The following is a 16,216-nucleotide window of genomic DNA, read 5'->3' on the forward strand; positions in this document are numbered from 1 at the left end:
ATATTTTTTGTCCACAGAGCCTAATGCTTTAGTGACTTTAGAAAATACAGGGAAATATGAGCTTGGCTTATCACATTTTCTTACCGACAAAAATATTGCCGTGCATCGAGCTAATACTCGTAAAGTAAAAAGCTTTATTTTATCTCACGGAACTTTAGCAAAGTCTGATAGATCAGATGCAAGAGCTCTTGCTCAATATGGATTTGAACGCCATAGAACTATCTCTCTATTTGTACCTACCTCTACAGAACAATCAACTTTGGCTGCACTTTGTCAACGTCGTGATGATATTACGCAAATGAGAACTCAAGAAAAATGCAGACTTGAAGCACCGGAAAATGATCATATAAAAGAAAGCTGTCAAAAGACCATTGAGTTTTTCGATAGTCAAATAAACGAACTCAATGATACTATACAAAAGATTATTGATGAAAGCCGCGAATTACAACAACGCCAAAAAATTCTTAAAACAGTTCCTGGAATAGGTAAAAAGTTATCACAAGATTTTTTGTGTTTAATGCCAGAGCTTGGTTACTTAAACAGAAAAGAAGTAGCAAGTCTTGCCGGAGTTGCACCGCATCCAAAAGAAAGTGGTAAAGCTGTTGGTTACCGAAGGATTACAGGTGGTAGAAGTAACGTTCGTTCAAAGCTCTTTACAGCCGCTATGGCTGCTACAAGGTCAAAATCTATACTTGGCGCCTTTTATTCTAAGCTTGTTGAAAGTGGTAAGAAGAAGATGGTGGCTATAACAGCCCTAATGCTTAAAATTATAGTAATTGCTAATACAAGACTTAAAGAAGCAATTAATTTGCATACTTAAAAATCTTCACAACGGTAACTGAAATCGGCTAATGAATATGTGCGTCCACACAGACTTAAAGCACATATTCATTAGCTTAAGCAGAAATTGCTGTGGTAGCTGTTTGATATAAAATTCTATTTCTATGACAAACGGGTTTTTATTGCCCATATAATTTGCAAAATTACACAAATAAAAAAATTTTTAAAAAACATAGTTGATACCAGATAAGCCATTAAGAGTAATAAAACTATTGAAGTTACAACAAAGTAAATGTGATAATTGTAGACTATGGTTTAAAAGTGATGATACAATAGAAATACATCACAAAGACCGGAATAGACGAAACAATATGATCAAAAACTTATCTTTGTTACATGGACATTGTCACGATGAATTACACAGGAAGTGTGCATGAAAAGCACCAAATTGGAGAGAAGCCGTATGAGGCGCAAAGTCTCACGTACGGTTTTGAAGTCGAGTGAGGAGGGGCGACCTTCTTCACTTAGACAACAATATGCAGATGAAACTACGGAAGAAGACTTAAGGAAAATAGCAGAAAAAGCACCAATAATAAAGTTAGCCTACGATGAATTACACAGGTTTAGCTGGAATGAAAAAGATTTAGTAGCATATGAAGAAAGAATAATGGATCTACGTAAGGAAGAAGCCATTCTTGAATACAAACTTGAGGAAGGTATAGAGAAAGGAAAAATCGAAGTTGCAAAAAATTTACTTAAAGCTGGTGTATCTGTTAATTTAATAGCTGAATCCACTGGCCTTTCTCAAGCTGAAATTGTACAGCTTAAGCAAGAAGTGGCCTAAGTATCACGGTTTTCAGGGCTTTTTTAGCTCGGCAGTGGTCTGAAAAGTCCATTTTTCACTTTATAAAATGTTTATATTTTACCACCTACTTTATTTGAATAAGTTCTTCTGCCGCACTCTGAACGGATACTTGAATCAGGCTCAAGTTGACAATTAGATGTTATCTTGTTATAATAAGTAAGTAAGTATTTATTAATTTAATCTTAACTTAAGAGGGTATTTATGGTAGCAAGTTATAGTGTTTTAAAAAGGTATGCGTTAGCCTATATAAAGAAATCTGGTAGTAACAGTGATGTTAAAGAGTTTTTACAATTTTGTAATACGCAAAATACCACAAATTGGAGTGAGGAGAATTTTAAAAATGCGTATGAAAAATTTACACATCCAAATTCAAGCAATAGGCACGATACAGGAAGCAGAAATGATCAATATAACGCAGGGAATAACGCACAACCTACAGGCTCTCAGATTACACATATACATGTACACAATAGAGGTTTAGACTTTTGGGATTATTTGCTATTACAATGCTGAATGGATTCTTTATTCGGTGGACGTGGTCACACTACGGTTAATAATATAACGAATATTAACAATGGTAATACCACTCATCAAGGGAGAAAAGAGAATAAAAAAGAATCAGAAGACAGTAGAAAGCTATTAGCTTTGGGTATAGTAGCTGCAGTTGTGTGTGTTGCTTTCCATGCTGGTATGTGTTTTTGGTATAACAGCAGCAGAAAAGTGGCTAGAAAAGAAGAAAAAATAGATTACCTGGATAGTAAATTTAAAACGTTCAGAAATATAGAATTTGCGGTTGGCGTTGTTTCTTTGGCAGCTTTGGTAGCTTGTGCTGTTTACCCAGTCTTACCAGTGTGGGGTTTAGCTATCCTTGGCGTTAATTCTCTCGTATGTTTTGCTGGTGGTTTAGCTTTTCATATGAAGCATGAGGAAGAATCAGAAAATATCGAGAAAGCTAAAGGAGCGGTAGATAGCTGTCTTAGACAAGGGCATGGTTATGGAGATTCTTCTCGTTATGATGCACCACCTCCTTACTTTTCTCAAGATCCTAATACTACTCCAACTGCTCCTCCTTGTAGTGAATTTGATAATCTTAATGCGAAACGGCAGTTTGAGAATTGTGAGGGGCTCACGTATGATAGAAATAAATAGTTTTATTTTTAGCCAAATTAATTGAATCAAGCCACAAAATCTGCTAAAGTTAACTTTGTGAAAGCACCCTTAGCTCAGTTGGATTAGAGCATTTGACTACGGATCAAAAGGTCGGGCGTTCAAGTCGCTCAGGGTGCACCACATTTTATAGGAAACAGAAGTCACACTTGAAATTAATATATGTAATACCTATCTTTAAAGGTTAAGCACTAAACTATTATATATGAGCAAAAAAGACTACTATGATCTGCTGGAAGTAGGCAGAAATGCCAGTATTGATGAGATAAAAAAAGCGTATAAAAAATTAGCATTAAAATATCATCCTGATAGAAATCCTTGCAATCAAGAAGCAGAGGAAAAATTTAAAGAAGTAACAGCTGCATATGAAGTTCTGTCTGACTCTGAGAAAAGGGCAGGCTATGACCGTTATGGCCACGAAGGTGCTTCTGGTGGATTTCAAGGCTTTAGCTCTGCAGGAGATTTTAGCGACATATTCAATGACTTCTTTGGTGGAGGATTCGGTGGTGGTGCAAGTAGATCGAGAGCAAAAAGAAGTGCAACAGGAGTATCTGGAGCAGACCTACGTTATGATCTTGAAATTACCTTAGAAGATGCATTTAAAGGAATACAAGCGCCTATACATTATGTGACAAATGTAAAATGTGATACATGCCAAGGCACAGGTGGCGAAGGAGCAATTAAACCAGTTCAGTGCCACACATGCCAGGGGAGCGGTAGGATTAGAACTCAACAAGGCTTTTTTACCATCGAAAGAACATGTACTACATGCTATGGGGAAGGAGAAATAATACAAAACAAATGTAAGAAATGTGGTGGAAGTGGACGTAGAAGAGATGAAGTAAATATATCCGTTTCAATTCCAAAAGGCATAGAAGAAGGAGCTAAGGTAAGGATAAGTGGTAAAGGAGAAGCTGGAACAAAAGGTGGAAAAAGTGGAGATTTATACGTATACGTGAAAATAATTTTCCATAAAATCTTTGCTAGAAATAAAGCAGATTTACATTGTAAAGTGCCTATAAGAATGACACTAGCAGTGCTTGGTGGTGAAATCGATATTCAATCAATTGATGGAGCTAAAATAAAAGTAAAGGTCCCTGAAGGCACTCAAACTGGTACCAAACTACGTTGTAGGGAAAAGGGTATGCCATATATGAACTCACATGCTCGTGGTGATTTATACGTACAGGTAATAGTTGAGACTTTAAATCCAAAAAATTTAACTAAAAAGCAAATTGAACTATTAAAAGCGCTTGAAGAAGAGGAAAATGCAAGTGTACAACAGCAATCTGAAGGGTTTTTTAGTAAAGTAAAAAAAAAATAAGAAATCTGCTAAATGACATAAAGGGATAACTGTTTACGGGTTTTCATTTAATCCTGCAATTCTTTGACCTTATTAATGGAAAACTTAACAATAGTGTTATTATTAGCCAACAGAAACTTCTTAGTTCCTTAAAACTATGTAAAAGCAATAAATTTCTTTATTTAAGGTCGAAGTTTTGCTATTCTCAAGTTTTAATAATTTAAATTTAATGAATATAAACAAAAATGAGTTTTTATTTCTTCCGCTTGGGGGAGTAGGAAGAATCGGGATGAATGTTAGCCTATATCATTACCAAGGTAAGTGGATTATGATCGACCTTGGTGTTGGTTTTGCAGATGAAACTATGCCAGGTGTTGAGCTGCTCATTGCTGATATAGATTTTATTGCTCAAAGAAAAAAAGATTTACTTGGAATAATAATTACACATGCGCATGAGGACCACTGCGGTGCAGTGCCCCACTTGTGGGAAGAGTTGCAGTGCTCCATATATACAACAAAGTTTACGGTTAATTTTCTTAAAGAGAAACTAAAAGAATCTCGATTGGAAGGTATAGTGCCTGTGAAAGAGGTGGACATAAATGGCAGCACAAATTTGGGTCCTTTTACCATCGAGTTTATAAATGTAACTCATTCAATTCCTGAGGCAAATTCAATATTAATTAGCACTGAAATGGGTAGTGCACTCCATACCGGAGACTGGAAATTTGATCCAAAACCTGTTGTTGGATTAACTTCTAATATGGAGCGCCTAAAAGAAATTGGCGATAAAGGTGACCTGCTTGCAGCAATTTGCGATTCAACCAATATATTAAGCAAGCATCACCCTGAGTCAGAAGGTGAAATTTATAATAATATTTATAACATAATAAAGCGGTCTAAAAAATTAGTTGCTGTTTCGCTATTTGCTTCAAATGTGGCACGAATTGAAACGATAAGCCAAGCTGCAAAAGCACTAAATAGAAAAGTAGTTTTACTTGGTAGATCTTTATGGAGAATAGTGAAAGTTGCGCAAGATAGTGGTTATTTAACTGATTCTCCTCAGTTTCTTGAAGCAAAGGAAGCAGTAAATTTTCCAAGGGAAAAACTGGTGCTACTTTGCACAGGTTGTCAAGGTGAGCCACTGGCAGCAACTTCAAGGCTTGCTAATAAGAGTCATCAAGCATTTAAAATGCAGCAAGGTGATACCATGATCTTTTCGTCAAAAATCATTCCTGGAAATGAAACTCGTGCGCACAACATGCTCAATGCCTTTATTGAGATTGGGGTAGAAGTTATCACTGAAAAAACAGAGCATGTTCATGCTTCTGGGCATCCAACAAGAGAAGAGCTAAAGGAAATGTATTCTTTAATAAAACCGAAGATGTCTATTCCAGTTCACGGCGAATATATTCACACGCATGCACATGTAAAATTTGCTAAAGAGTGCGGTGTGGCAAAAGCAATAATGATTGCACCAGGTGATATTGTTAATTTGGAGAACGGAGAAAAGGTTGATTCAATTGATGTTGACTACTTTGGTATTGATGGTATGTTGCTACGTCATCCGGAGAGCAGTGTTATAAAAATGCGTAAAAGAATGAGAGATGCCGGAGTTATTGTGGTAACAGCAGTTGTAAACAAGAAAAATAAATTGCTTGCTAAACCAAAAGTATTTGTACCTGGTGTTTTTGAAGTGCTAGAAGATGCAGCTACCATACAGAAAATTGTCAAGAAAGTTGAGTCGTTGTTTAGTTTGCAGCCAACAAAAAAAATTAAAAATAAGATTGAAAGTTCAATATTGAGTATCTTAAAGGAATATTTACTAAAAAGACCTATAATTGAGGTTCAGATAGAACAGGTATGAAATGAATGAAGCTATTCGTTCATCTGGTGTTATTTATTTCGTTATTTATTCCTTATTTTACAAAAGCTGCTTTATATGTTGATATAAAAAAAAGCAGTGTTGGTAACATTGGTCTTGTTGTATCTAAATGTACATGTAAAACAGCGTTGGAAAGCGAATTAAGCGAAAATATTGCAAAGGTAATAGGAACAAATTTATCTAATTGTGGCTTATTTAATGTAAAACGTGGCGCGGAAGCTGAATCTAAATCTTGGAAAAGCGATACTGTAGTCACAGTAAGTTTAAGCGAAATATCTGGTAGTGCATTAGAGCTATCATTTCGTTTATTTGACACTTTTACAAAAAGAGAATTACTTACTCAGTCAGTTGTTTTTCCAGCAAAAGACTGGAGAAAAATTGGTCACCTCGTTTCGGATGTGATACATGATAGATTAATTGGTGAGAAAGGGCACTTCAACACAAAAATCACGTATATCGCTGAAGAAAAAGATAGCAACTACAAATCTGTGCGTAAAATTGCTGTGATGAATCAAGATGGAAGTAATATAAAATACTTAACAAATGGCGATAGATTTGTGTCAACACCGAGATTCTCACCAAATGGAAAGGGTATTGTTTATATCTCGTACGCAAATGGTAAAAGTTATATAATATTAAAAAATTTAAAAGATAACACTGAATCAATAATCAGCGCATTTGAAGGAGTTGTTTCTGCACCAAGATTTTCTCCCGATGGTAAATCTCTTTTAATTTCCCACTCATTGGGTGGTGAAACGAATATATTATCTTTGGATTTAAGTAGTAAACGAACAAAAAAAATTACTAAAGGTTCAGCTATAAGCACTTCTCCCTCTTTTTCTCCAGATCAAAAGTATATGGCTTTTAGTTCTGATATAAGTGGGAGTCAGCAACTGTACGTTATCGATTTTACTAACAAAAGTAAAAAACCTAAAAGAATTAGTTTTGGAAGTGGAAGATATGCTACGCCTGTTTGGTCGCCAAAAGGAGATCTGATAGCTTTTACAAAGATTCAGTCAGGAAAATTTTACATAGGAGTTATGAAGCCAGATGGCAAAGAAGAACGTCTGCTTTCAGAGGGGCATAAAATTGAATCCCCGGCATGGCTACCAAATGGTAGAGAAATCATTTTTACAAGAACAGAATCACCAAGCAACTCTAAACTATATTTAGTAGACTTAGTAAAGAAAAATCAAAAAATGGTTTCCACTCCCACAAATGCTTCTTTACCGGATTGGTCTTATTTTTGAAAGTAGATTTATTGTATCTGTTCAGATGCATGGCTAATGTACAAATACTGAAACAAAAATTCCAGTGCTCCCTTTCTTGTCATCCCAGTGCTTGACACTGGGATCCAGATTGGGCACTAAGTTGGTAAACACGAAAGCGGTTAATCCTCTACAACGTTTTTGATGGAACTGTGCAAAAGGACTGGATTCCAGTGTCAAGCACTGGGATGACACCCATTTGTTCCTATAGTTGTCTTTTCTCGTCTACCTTATTTTGCCACTCTGCTGAACAGATACGATCTATTATAGGTTTGATATGAGCCTTATTTTACCTTAATCATTTATAACCTTTGGCACTACGAAATACCCATGCTCAGGTTTTGTATTGGACAATATCTCTTTTTTAATGTTTTGAGAATTTATAACATCATCGCGTACATGAATGTCCTTGTCTATACTGCCATAACGCATAGGAGAAATACCTTCAGTATTAACTTGCAATAAAGTATCATGTATCCAATCCAGCATTGTCAGTTCTTTGGAGTAGTGATCAATCTCGTCATTTGATAACTTAATCCTTACAAGCTGTGCAATTTTAAGCATTTCTTCTTTGGTAATTGTTATTTTTCTCTTATTAGCAAATTCTATTAGTGAAGTAATAACATCTTCTGTTGACTTAGCTGGCATTTCTACCTCCTTGGATGAAGTGAGTTAAAATATTTACAACCGAAACAACTTCTATTTTACCAGTTTTTTCAAGTTTGTGAAGTATGGTATCCGTAATCACTAATTTATCTAAAGAAGAGGAAGAGATTTTCTCAACTGCACTTCCTGAAAGCACACCGTGTGTGATGCATGAAGTTACGGACTTTGCTCCGTAACTTTTTAAAGCAAGAGCTGCATTACACAACGTTCCACCAGAGTCAACTATATCATCAACAATGACACAATTTTTATTCGCAACTTCTCCTATTATGTTCATTACTTGAGATGTGCCTGCTCTCTCCCTATATTTATCTACTACAATAATCTTATCACTTAACCCTATCTTGTACTTTTCCTCTAAAGTCTTTGCAAAAGCACGTGCTCTGCCAATTGCTCCAACATCAGGTGCAACAATTGCCAAATTTTCTGTGTGTATAGAGTCAACAAATGCTTCAAAGCAGTTCAAATTAGTTATCGGTACATCAAAGAATCCTTCAATTTGACTTGAGTGCAAATCAATAACTGCAACACTACTTGCACCTGCAGTTTGAATAAGATTTGCAACTAATTTGGCACTTAAAGCAGACTGCACATTATTGTTCTTGATAATTCTATCTTGCCTGCTATATCCATAATAAGGAATAATTACTACTATCCTTTTGGCTCCTAATCTATTTACTGCATCAATTATGAGCAGAAGCTCCATAAGGTTATCATTCACAGGGGGAGAAAGAGATTGTATTATATATACTTCTTGATTATATAGATCATTTGCTACTTCTACATTTACCTCGCCATCGGTAAACTTTGATATCCAAGCAGAGGATGGTTGAACATCTAGCCGGTTAACTACTGATTCCCCTAATTCCTTACTAGCATTACCTATTATTATCTTCATAACGCACTAATTGAGTTTTTAAGATTATACAAAAATTGTGAAATAATTGAAATGTAAGTGTCTTTATCTAGCATTCTTGTCGGTGAATTAGGTACCTCTTGTACAATGACCTGTCATTTTCACGCGTTGTTTCAATATACAGACCCAAATTGAAACAACTATACAAAATCCTGCTTATGTTTCAAGATAAATGACTTTAATGAAATATAATTTATCTAGTCATTTGTATCTGCTAACATACTACACTTCCCATTGTAGAGCCTCTGCAACTTACTGAAATTTATAATCGCTTTATAAAAAGCTTTATACTCTTTGCTTAATTGGAGGTGCTACCTCTGCACTTTCTGCTCTGTCTAGGCTCTGTGGACAAAAAATATGAAAAGAGAGAAAAAGATGGTAGTTTAGCCTAATAGGTAAAAAATGGAGAAACTACCATATGCAATATTATATCAAAGAGGAAAATTGGAAACAAATTTTAGAGTTCATAAAAAGCGTAAAAGGAATGCACAGCAAAGATGAAAAACGTTTAAGAATATTCATAGAGGCAGTGTGGTACATAGTGCGAAGTGGTTGCCAATGGAGACTTTTACCAAAAACTTATGGTAATTACAGGAGTATACATAAGCGATTTAAAAGATGGTGTGAAAGAGATGTCTGGAAAAAATTGCTTGAATATACTAAACAAGAGCCTGATTTAGAAGTTGCTATAATCGACGGTACGATCATCCGAGCCCATCCATGTTCATCTGGATATACAAAAAACTCCAAGGATCAAGAAGCTTTAGGGAGGAGCAAAGGTGGCTTTACAACTAAAATACATGCGCTTGTCGATGCACTTGGAAATCCACTTAAATTTACTCTGACTCCTGGTCAAAGAAATGAAATTACGCAGGCACAAGTGTTGACCGAAAGTATCTATAACTCTACTGTAGTAGCTGACAAGGGCTACGATAGCAATGCCTTTGTTACAAGTCTTGAAGACAAGGGATGTACAGTAGTTATTCCGCCAAAATGGAATCGAAAAGTGCAAAGGTATTACGATGAGCATATCTACAAAGAACGTCATTTGATTGAGTGTTTTTTTGGTAAAATTAAAAATTTTAGGCGCATTTTTTCCAGATTTGATAAAACTGCTGAGGTTTTTATGGGTTTTCTCAATTTTGTTGGAGCTCTTGTATGGCTTCTCTAAAATTTTGTCCACAGAGCCTAGAATAGTGGACTCATTGCCCGGTATATCGAATAAGTCATGGTTTTTATATTTTTTACCCATTAGATATTTATCCCTAAACATTCTCAATTTATGAGACAAGCTGATATCACGTATTAATAGCTCATAATTTATTTTATTACTGGCAAATTGTGCAGTGCGGAAAACTTTTACTTTTGTCCTGATATCTTCTCCTTTAGCATCAATTAAGGAAAAATCTATCACTTTAGGTAATATATCAAGTAAATCGTGCCCATTTTCGGTATACTCTAAATAATTCTTCATGTTGTCAGCTGCTCTTGCACTTAAAATATTGATTAACGGCTTATTAAGTAAATTCCCTTCCTCGTATTTTAACAAATTCCTTGCGGCTTGATTGAGCCCTAAAATTAACACGTTTTTTTCTTATTATCCTGACAAACAGATACCACAGCATCATCTTTTCTTCTTGCAGTTATGAAATCATCCATACTTTCATTCTATACAGCGTATTTATAAGTATAATAAGATTATATTAAGATTTACTTACTTATTAATATGCTTAATTGGGTATAGGCAAAATGTCATATGAGATGGCTTTGTTGTAGAAGAATCAAGATTACTGTTTATAGACTTCAAGTTACTGCAAAAAATATTTTAAAACATAGTGATATCTTGACTTTACCTAGTTAATATTCCAAATTATAAAAAAACAGATAGTTCTATGACGACAAGTCTATTACAAGGCAAAAAGGGATTAATAACCGGAATAATAAATAAGAGATCAATAGCATACGGTATAGCAAAAACTCTCTCAAAGCACGGAGCAGAACTTGCAATCACCTACCAGAATGAAATAATAAAAGAAAAACTATCACCAATAGCAGATGAACTAAATGTGGAGCTAATATTACACTGCGACGTTTCAAATGAAAAAATCATAGATAACGCTTTCGAAATAATAGAGAAAAAATGGGGTACTCTTGACTTTTTGGTGCATGCAATAGCATTCTCCGATAAAAATGAGTTAGATGGTAAATATGTCAATACTTCACTGGATAACTTCCTCAATGCAATGCATATATCGTGCTATTCTTTTACTGCTTTAGCGCAAAGGGCTGAAAAAATGATGTCAAATGGTGGTAATTTACTTACTTTATCTTATTATGGCGCTGAAAAAGTTATGCCAAATTATAACGTTATGGGTTTATGTAAAGCGGCACTTGAAGCAAGTGTAAAATATATAGCATGTGATCTCGGGCCACAAAATATCAGAGTAAATGCAATTTCCGCTGGTCCAATCAGAACTTTAGCATCTTCTGGAATAAGCGATTTTCACTCCATATCAGAATGGAATAGAAATAACTCTCCGCTCAGACGCAATGTTACAATAGAGGATGTTGGCAAGGCAGCGTTATACTTATTAAGCGACTTAAGTAGTGGCACTACTGGAGAAATTTTGCACGTTGATTCAGGATATAACGTTGTGGGAATGAAGGTAGTTGACTAACAAAGCACTAGTTCCTTCGGGTTCATACACAACTCTATCAGGAGTTTTGTGACTGTGATTGCAGAAAACATCGAACATAAAATTCCTATTGATAGAGTGACAGAAAAGCCTCTTATTGCTCCACTGCCAATAATGAACATTATTCCTGCAGCAATTAATGTAGTGATATTTGAATCCAGTATTGTCTTTATAGCGTTTTTAAACCCTTCTTCAATAGCACGTTCCACTCTCTTGCCAGATTTGATTTCCTCACGAATTCGCTCAAATATTAAAACATTTGCATCCACCGCCATACCAACAGTAAGTGCAATACCGGCAATTCCAGGTAAAGTTAGAGTTGCTTCAAGCAGAGTGAGAATTGATAATATAAGAAGTACATTAGAAAAAAGTGCAACAGAGGCCAATACACCTAATTTGCCGTAAGTGATGATTATAAATAAAGCCACGGCTATAATAGAGATTGTTGCTGCCATTTCCCCTGCCTTTATTGATTCTTCTCCAAGACTTGGGCCAATGTTTTTTTCTTCAATTATTTTAAGTGGTGCTAGCAGTGCTCCAGATTTTAAAAGTATTGCAAGTTCGCTTGCTTGTTTTTCAGTGAAATTACCGCTAATTTCTCCCTCTCCATTTAAAATTGGCTCACGTATTGTAGGTACTGTTAAGACTGTGTTATCCAGAACAATTGCAAAAGGTTTTCCCACATTTTCTTTAGTGATTTTTGCGAATCTTTTACTCGCTATGCTGTCAAATTTAAAATGCACTGTTGGTTTACCTAAGTGATCAAATCTAACTGATGCGTTAACCAGCGAATCACCACCTATTTCAGTTTTGCGGAATATTGGATAAGAATTACCTAAAGAATCCTTGAGCATGACAGTGGTTTCATGGTCTATATCCTGCACCTTGGCTATGTTAGTGTTTGCCAAATGAAAAGCTAGCTTAGCAGTTTTGCCAAGCAGAGATTTTATCTGCTTGGTATCTTCTACTCCAGGCACCTGCACTAATATTTTATTCTGCCCTTGTTTTTGAACGCTGACTTCCTTTGTGCCAAGTTTGTCCAAACGGCGCTGGACATTGTTTATTGATTCTGCAGCTACTTCACTGATCAAAGAATTTTTATAATGGGGTTTATACGAAATGAGAATCGAAGAATCTTTTCTATTTAGCTCTAAATTTGGATTTATCGCATTAATCAACACAGATGCTTTTTTATAATCATCAATATTATTTAAAGTTATAACGCTATTTTGTACGTTAGATTCAATATTTTTTGTTAGCAATGTCTCTTTTATTTCGTTAGCTAGCATGCTTAGCTTTTCCTTAAAATAGAAGTCTAAGTCTATGTTTAAAAGCAAAGATGCCCCTCCTTTCAGGTCAAGGCCTAAGTTTATTCTTTTTTTCGAAATAAAAAGCTTATTATCAAAGAAATTTGGCAGTGTTATGTATAAAGCAAATAAACAGATGCATAATACTGAAAAAGATTTGACTATAAGTCTGTTGTACATAAGTTGTAGGTTTAAAATTGTAATAATTGATTGTAAGTTAAAAATAGATTTTTGTAAAATTCTCTATTTGACCTTACCCAGAAAAAGTAGAGAGAAAGTTAAGACGTTTTTATCATGAGAATAAATTGTGCAGGAATGCAATAGTTATAGCTCTTTTCATAATAGTCCGGAAAGTTCATAGAAAAGCAGAATCAACAGCATGACGAAAAGATGTGAATAGAGGAATGTTTTTCCTAGCTCTGTTTTTTATAGCAAACCAATGATGCTCAATTTTGTTAAAATCGGGAGAATAAGGCGGTAGATATAAAATTTCTGCACCAACTCCTTTAGCAAGTTCAGTAATCTTATTAGACTTATGAAAAGTAGCATTATCAAGGATAACAGTTTGTCCAGGTTCCAAAATCGGTGTTAGGAACTGCTCAAACCATTTATTAAAGATATCCATATTACAGTGGCCTTCAAATGTTAACGGAACAACTATTTTTCTGCCGTTTAAGGCTGCAATCATACTGATTCGTTGAATTTTTTTACCAGATTTTAGAGCATAAAACCGCTGTCCTTTCTGAGAATATCCATAGGGATAGTCTTCGGTATTATCAATACCAGATTCATCTATATATACTAGGCTCTGTGGACAAAAAATATGAAAAGAGAGAAAAAGATGGTAGTTTAGCCTAATAGGTAAAAAATGGAGAAACTACCATATGCAATATTACATCAAAGAGGAAAATTGGAAACAAATTTTAGAGTTCATAAAAAGCGTAAAAGGAATGCACAGCAAAGATGAAAAACGTTTAAGAATATTCATAGAGGCAGTGTGGTACATAGTGCGAAGTGGTTGCCAATGGAGACTTTTACCAAAAACTTATGGTAATTACAGGAGTATACATAAGCGATTTAAAAGATGGTGTGAAAGAGATGTCTGGAAAAAATTGCTTGAATATACTAAACAAGAGCCTGATTTAGAAGTTGCTATAATCGACGGTACGATCATCCGAGGCCATCCATGTTCATCTGGATATACAAAAAACTCCAAGGATCAAGAAGCTTTAGGGAGGAGCAAAGGTGGCTTTACAACTAAAATACATGCGCTTGTCGATGCACTTGGAAATCCACTTAAATTTACTCTGACTCCTGGTCAAAGAAATGAAATTACGCAGGCACAAGTGTTGACCGAAAGTATCTATAACTCTACTGTAGTAGCTGACAAGGGCTACGATAGCAATGCCTTTGTTACAAGTCTTGAAGACAAGGGATGTACAGTAGTTATTCCGCCAAAACGGAATCGAAAAGTGCAAAGGTATTACGATGAGCATATCTACAAAGAACGTCATTTGATTGAGTGTTTTTTTGGTAAAATTAAAAATTTTAGGCGCATTTTTTCCAGATTTGATAAAACTGCTGAGGTTTTTATGGGTTTTCTCAATTTTGTTGGAGCTCTTGTATGGCTTCTCTAAAATTTTGTCCACAGAGCCTAGATCTTTTGCTATTTTTGTACTTGCTTGACCTGTTTCTTTAACCAGCTTAACAGCTTCTAATTTGAATTCTGCTATATATTCTCTTCTATTTGTCATATTTTGAAAAAACGTTTTATTTTACTCCAAAAACGTCTTAACTTTCTCTCTACTTTTTCTGGACTACTCCGAATCGGTTGACAAATTGGACGTTTGATAAGCATAATTTGGAGCTTCTTGTGTAATGACTATATCATGAGCGTGACTCTCTCTTAATCCTGATGCAGTAATAGTAACAAATTTACAATTTTTTTTCATCTCTTCTATATTCCTATTACCAGTATACCCCATTGCAGCTTGCAATCCGCCAATCAATTGATGGATTACTCCTGAAGCTGGACCTTTGAATGGAACTCTTCCTTCCACTCCTTGTGGAACTAATTTGAGTTTTGAATCTTTATCTTGAAAATAACGGCTAGCTGAACCTCGTTTCATTGCACTAATAGATCCCATTCCTCGATAGCCTTTATATGCTCTGCCCTTATACATAATAATCTCACCTGGGCTTTCGTCAGTGCCAGCAAAAATCGAACCAATCATCATAGAGTCAGCACCAGCTGCAATAGCTTTTGCAACATCTCCTGAGTATTTTACCCCACCATCAGCAATTAGTCTGACGTTTCTTGCTCTACACGCCTCTGCAACATTCTTGATTGCAGAGAATTGTGGCACACCAACACCTGTAACTATTCTGGTTGTACAGATTGATCCTGGTCCTATTCCAACCTTCACTGCATCAACACCCGCATCAATCAACGCTTCAGCAGCCTCCTTTGTTGCAATGTTTCCACCAATTAATTGCGTATTCGGATACATCTTTTTTATTTCCCTAATGGTATTGATAACGTTTTCGGAATGACCGTGAGCAGTATCCACAACAACTACATCAACTTCTTCTCCGATCAAAGCTTCACATCTTTCTATACCATCTTTTTTACCAGTGCCAATTGCAGCGGCAACTCTGAGCCGCCCTTTACTGTCTTTACATGAATTTGGGTATCTATTGTATTTTTCAATGTCTTTAACCGTAATTAAACCTATACAACAAGAATTTTCATCTACAACCAAAAGCTTTTCTATTCTATTTTCATGCAACAATTTCATTGCTGAGGCACTATTTACTCCCTGCTCCCGCACTGTCACTAACTTATCTTTTGTCATCACTTCGGAAACTTTTACATTTATGTTCTGGTCTTCAATAAACCTCACATCTCGGTTAGTTAAAATTCCAACTAACTTGCGTTGATTGACTACAGGAATGCCAGAATAATTGTGCTCTCTCATTAATGAAATTGCTTCCGCAACTGTTTTATCCGGTGAAATCGTGATTGGGTTATACACGATCCAACTTTCATATTTTTTCACCCTTCTTACTTCTAAAACTTGTTCATCTATTGATAAATTCTTATGTATGCAACCTATCCCTCCATGTTGGGCAATAGCTATTGCAAAGCCCGATTCAGTAACAGTATCCATCGCAGAGGATATGAGAGGGATATTTAGTTCTATACTATTTGTTAAATAAGTTTTTGTATCTGCATCGTAAGGTAATATATCAGAATAGGCTGGCAAAAGAAGTATATCGTCAAACGAATAACAAGCTTCCATTTTTTTCATAGGCTTTATTTAAAGCTTATACGCCAATTAATTAAATTGCAATAGGGCTTTTGCA

The 16,216-nt window shown here is 35.4% G+C and carries 12 protein-coding genes, 1 tRNA gene and 3 pseudogenes; 11 read left to right on the plus strand and 5 right to left on the minus strand.

Annotated elements, in window-relative coordinates:
* Positions 1-19: 19 nt before the first annotated feature.
* From OOK85_RS06940 to OOK85_RS06975, 8 genes and pseudogenes are all read left to right on the plus strand, one after another.
* Positions 20-820, plus strand: a pseudogene (locus tag OOK85_RS06940) (IS110 family RNA-guided transposase); the annotation flags it as partial.
* Between the two features lie 492 nt (positions 821-1,312).
* Positions 1,313-1,624: pseudogene (locus tag OOK85_RS06945) on the plus strand (nuclease/transposase family protein); the annotation flags it as partial.
* A 222-nt stretch (positions 1,625-1,846) separates the two neighbouring features.
* Complete coding sequence (locus tag OOK85_RS06950; protein ID WP_264703011.1) at positions 1,847-2,158, plus strand: hypothetical protein; 312 nt, start codon at positions 1,847-1,849, stop codon at positions 2,156-2,158.
* Complete coding sequence (locus OOK85_RS06955) at positions 2,159-2,794, plus strand: hypothetical protein (RefSeq protein ID WP_264703013.1); 636 nt, start codon at positions 2,159-2,161, stop codon at positions 2,792-2,794. It begins immediately after the preceding gene.
* A gap of 63 nt (positions 2,795-2,857) precedes the next feature.
* Positions 2,858-2,935 (plus strand) — tRNA-Arg (locus tag OOK85_RS06960).
* 82 nt (positions 2,936-3,017) lie between these two features.
* A complete protein-coding gene (gene dnaJ, locus OOK85_RS06965; protein WP_264703015.1) occupies positions 3,018-4,136 on the plus strand; it encodes a molecular chaperone DnaJ in 1,119 nt (372 codons plus the stop codon).
* 208 nt (positions 4,137-4,344) lie between these two features.
* Positions 4,345-5,979 (plus strand): ribonuclease J, encoded by a 1,635-nt coding sequence (locus tag OOK85_RS06970; protein ID WP_264704223.1) that lies wholly within the window; start codon positions 4,345-4,347, stop codon positions 5,977-5,979.
* 5 nt (positions 5,980-5,984) lie between these two features.
* Positions 5,985-7,247, plus strand: coding sequence for a Tol-Pal system protein TolB (locus tag OOK85_RS06975; RefSeq protein ID WP_015588777.1), 1,263 nt, complete (start codon positions 5,985-5,987; stop codon positions 7,245-7,247).
* A 312-nt stretch (positions 7,248-7,559) separates the two neighbouring features.
* On the opposite strand, the gene gatC is transcribed toward OOK85_RS06975, so the two are convergent.
* Together gatC and OOK85_RS06985 are read right to left on the minus strand one after the other, a co-directional pair.
* Positions 7,560-7,913: an Asp-tRNA(Asn)/Glu-tRNA(Gln) amidotransferase subunit GatC gene (gene gatC / locus OOK85_RS06980; RefSeq protein ID WP_264703019.1), complete on the minus strand. Its 354-nt coding sequence runs from the start codon at positions 7,911-7,913 to the stop codon at positions 7,560-7,562.
* Positions 7,903-8,829 (minus strand): ribose-phosphate diphosphokinase, encoded by a 927-nt coding sequence (locus OOK85_RS06985; RefSeq protein WP_182365918.1) that lies wholly within the window; start codon positions 8,827-8,829, stop codon positions 7,903-7,905. Before OOK85_RS06985 ends, gatC begins: the two co-directional genes overlap by 11 nt.
* A gap of 436 nt (positions 8,830-9,265) precedes the next feature.
* On the opposite strand from OOK85_RS06985, the gene OOK85_RS06990 reads away from it, so the two are divergent.
* Positions 9,266-10,018 (plus strand): IS5 family transposase, encoded by a 753-nt coding sequence (locus OOK85_RS06990; RefSeq protein ID WP_264703025.1) that lies wholly within the window; start codon positions 9,266-9,268, stop codon positions 10,016-10,018.
* A 721-nt stretch (positions 10,019-10,739) separates the two neighbouring features.
* Entirely contained in the window at positions 10,740-11,525 is a 786-nt protein-coding gene (locus tag OOK85_RS06995; protein ID WP_264703027.1) for an enoyl-ACP reductase FabI, read from the plus strand.
* On the opposite strand, the gene secD is transcribed toward OOK85_RS06995, so the two are convergent.
* On the minus strand, positions 11,522-13,030 hold the full coding sequence (secD, locus tag OOK85_RS07000; RefSeq protein WP_264703029.1) for a protein translocase subunit SecD: 1,509 nt from the start codon (positions 13,028-13,030) through the stop codon (positions 11,522-11,524). The two genes, OOK85_RS06995 and secD, sit on opposite strands and share 4 nt — an antisense overlap.
* A 175-nt stretch (positions 13,031-13,205) precedes the next feature.
* Positions 13,206-13,664, minus strand: a pseudogene (locus OOK85_RS07005) (IS630-like element ISWpi11 family transposase); the annotation flags it as partial.
* Positions 13,665-13,734: 70 nt separating this feature from the next.
* Here OOK85_RS07005 and OOK85_RS07010 point away from each other — a divergent pair.
* Positions 13,735-14,487, plus strand: a complete 753-nt coding sequence (locus OOK85_RS07010) for an IS5 family transposase (RefSeq protein ID WP_264702164.1) — start codon at positions 13,735-13,737, stop codon at positions 14,485-14,487.
* Positions 14,488-14,667: 180 nt separating this feature from the next.
* On the opposite strand, the gene guaB is transcribed toward OOK85_RS07010, so the two are convergent.
* Positions 14,668-16,161: an IMP dehydrogenase gene (gene guaB, locus OOK85_RS07015; RefSeq protein ID WP_264703031.1), complete on the minus strand. Its 1,494-nt coding sequence runs from the start codon at positions 16,159-16,161 to the stop codon at positions 14,668-14,670.
* Between the last annotated feature and the right edge of the window lie 55 nt (positions 16,162-16,216).

The organism is Wolbachia endosymbiont (group A) of Volucella inflata, assembly GCF_947250665.1.
GTDB lineage: Bacteria > Pseudomonadota > Alphaproteobacteria > Rickettsiales > Anaplasmataceae > Wolbachia > Wolbachia pipientis.

What these genes read in the sequence shown, in the direction of transcription:
- OOK85_RS06950 (WP_264703011.1), top strand. Translation starts at nt 1,847, where the DNA reads ATGGTAGCAAGTTATAGTGTTTTAAAAAGGTATGCGTTAGCCTATATA.
- OOK85_RS06955 (WP_264703013.1), top strand. Translation starts at nt 2,159, where the DNA reads ATGGATTCTTTATTCGGTGGACGTGGTCACACTACGGTTAATAATATA.
- dnaJ (WP_264703015.1), top strand. Translation starts at nt 3,018, where the DNA reads ATGAGCAAAAAAGACTACTATGATCTGCTGGAAGTAGGCAGAAATGCC.
- OOK85_RS06970 (WP_264704223.1), top strand. Translation starts at nt 4,345, where the DNA reads ATGAATATAAACAAAAATGAGTTTTTATTTCTTCCGCTTGGGGGAGTA.
- OOK85_RS06975 (WP_015588777.1), top strand. Translation starts at nt 5,985, where the DNA reads ATGAAGCTATTCGTTCATCTGGTGTTATTTATTTCGTTATTTATTCCT.
- gatC (WP_264703019.1), bottom strand. Translation starts at nt 7,913, where the DNA reads ATGCCAGCTAAGTCAACAGAAGATGTTATTACTTCACTAATAGAATTT.
- OOK85_RS06985 (WP_182365918.1), bottom strand. Translation starts at nt 8,829, where the DNA reads ATGAAGATAATAATAGGTAATGCTAGTAAGGAATTAGGGGAATCAGTA.
- OOK85_RS06990 (WP_264703025.1), top strand. Translation starts at nt 9,266, where the DNA reads ATGCAATATTATATCAAAGAGGAAAATTGGAAACAAATTTTAGAGTTC.
- OOK85_RS06995 (WP_264703027.1), top strand. Translation starts at nt 10,740, where the DNA reads ATGACGACAAGTCTATTACAAGGCAAAAAGGGATTAATAACCGGAATA.
- secD (WP_264703029.1), bottom strand. Translation starts at nt 13,030, where the DNA reads ATGTACAACAGACTTATAGTCAAATCTTTTTCAGTATTATGCATCTGT.
- OOK85_RS07010 (WP_264702164.1), top strand. Translation starts at nt 13,735, where the DNA reads ATGCAATATTACATCAAAGAGGAAAATTGGAAACAAATTTTAGAGTTC.
- guaB (WP_264703031.1), bottom strand. Translation starts at nt 16,161, where the DNA reads ATGAAAAAAATGGAAGCTTGTTATTCGTTTGACGATATACTTCTTTTG.